The sequence below is a fragment of the Acinetobacter sp. YH16032 genome, assembly GCF_013417345.1.
Classification (GTDB): Bacteria; Pseudomonadota; Gammaproteobacteria; order Pseudomonadales; family Moraxellaceae; genus Acinetobacter.
The window spans coordinates 1-1,093 of the sequence record NZ_VPEE01000167.1; the positions used below are offsets into that span (position 1 = coordinate 1).

The 1,093-nt window shown below is 32.3% G+C and carries 1 protein-coding gene; it reads left to right on the top strand.

Annotated elements, in window-relative coordinates:
* Positions 1-510: 510 nt before the first annotated feature.
* Entirely contained in the window at positions 511-819 is a 309-nt protein-coding gene (locus FTV32_RS17195; protein WP_179991713.1) for a hypothetical protein, read from the top strand.
* The last annotated feature ends 274 nt before the right edge of the window (positions 820-1,093 follow it).

Below are 1,093 nucleotides of genomic sequence, written 5' to 3' on the forward strand. Positions count from 1 at the left end.
TGCTATTTGTACCCTTTTAACGCTTGAAACTATTGCTGCATAAGGTTTTCAGGGGGTCTAAAAGCTTTTAAAAGCTTATTAAAAAGATAAAAAAGGATTTTTTATTTAATACAATTGAAAATAATTTTTTATAATTAATTCTAATTCTTCGTGTAAGGCTGTTTACGGCCGATTAAAAGAAAATAGGTATACAACCATATGTTTACATGTAAACGTTCGAAATACGCGAAACTGTGAGCATAGGGACTATATTTTTATGTATTCCTATGTTAGAGTTTGAACTGTTTGAAAATAAAGCAAAAAAAAGGCACTTGCGTCAACAAGTACCTTTTTTGAAATCTTTAATATCAAATAGCTAACAAATCAAACCAAAGGAGGTTAAAAAAGCCATAAGAATTAATGATTTACGTTTAAAATGCATAAACGATTCTATCATTGATAAACAATTTGTTCAAGTTAGCGAACAGATAAGGCTGATTAACCTCCATTTTTTACAATGGAGGAATCATCATGATTCCAGTTTTACCGGCAGTAGATACACATAAAGCACATATCTTGCACCGCTTATTAAATAGGGTGCCTGTTAAAAACAAAGATATGTGGTCGTCTATTGATTCTAGTTACTCTGCGTGTCGTATTAGCGAATTACGTAGTGATGGATGGAATATTGAAGATCACTATTTATCTGAAGATTCAAAACTGAAAAAACGTGTGCGAGTAAAAGTGTACTTCATACCATCTTTATTAATTAGTGAATTGTTGAAAGAACAGGCAATTCAAGATTTTTTAAGAAGGTTTGAATATCGACAAGCCAGTTAAATAGAAAAAAGGAAGGGTTATCCCTTCCTTTTTTTGCTTTAAAAAACAGACTTTGTAATCAGAGAGAAAAACGCATGAATTTTGATACCAGGTGATCGCTCGTAGGCACTTGCTCGGCTCTTACTAGAATGAGTTTTTTATTAAAATATTTAATCAGTACCGTGGAACAACGATCAAATATCAAACTTGGAACATGATAAATAGAGGAGTTGCCGCCCTGTTGCTCTATGATTCAAGGCAGCAATCTCTAATATAATGATCTTGAAGGGAAAAA

Excerpts from the sequence above, each read along its gene's own strand:
- FTV32_RS17195 (WP_179991713.1), top strand. The coding sequence starts at position 511 with ATGATTCCAGTTTTACCGGCAGTAGATACACATAAAGCACATATCTTG.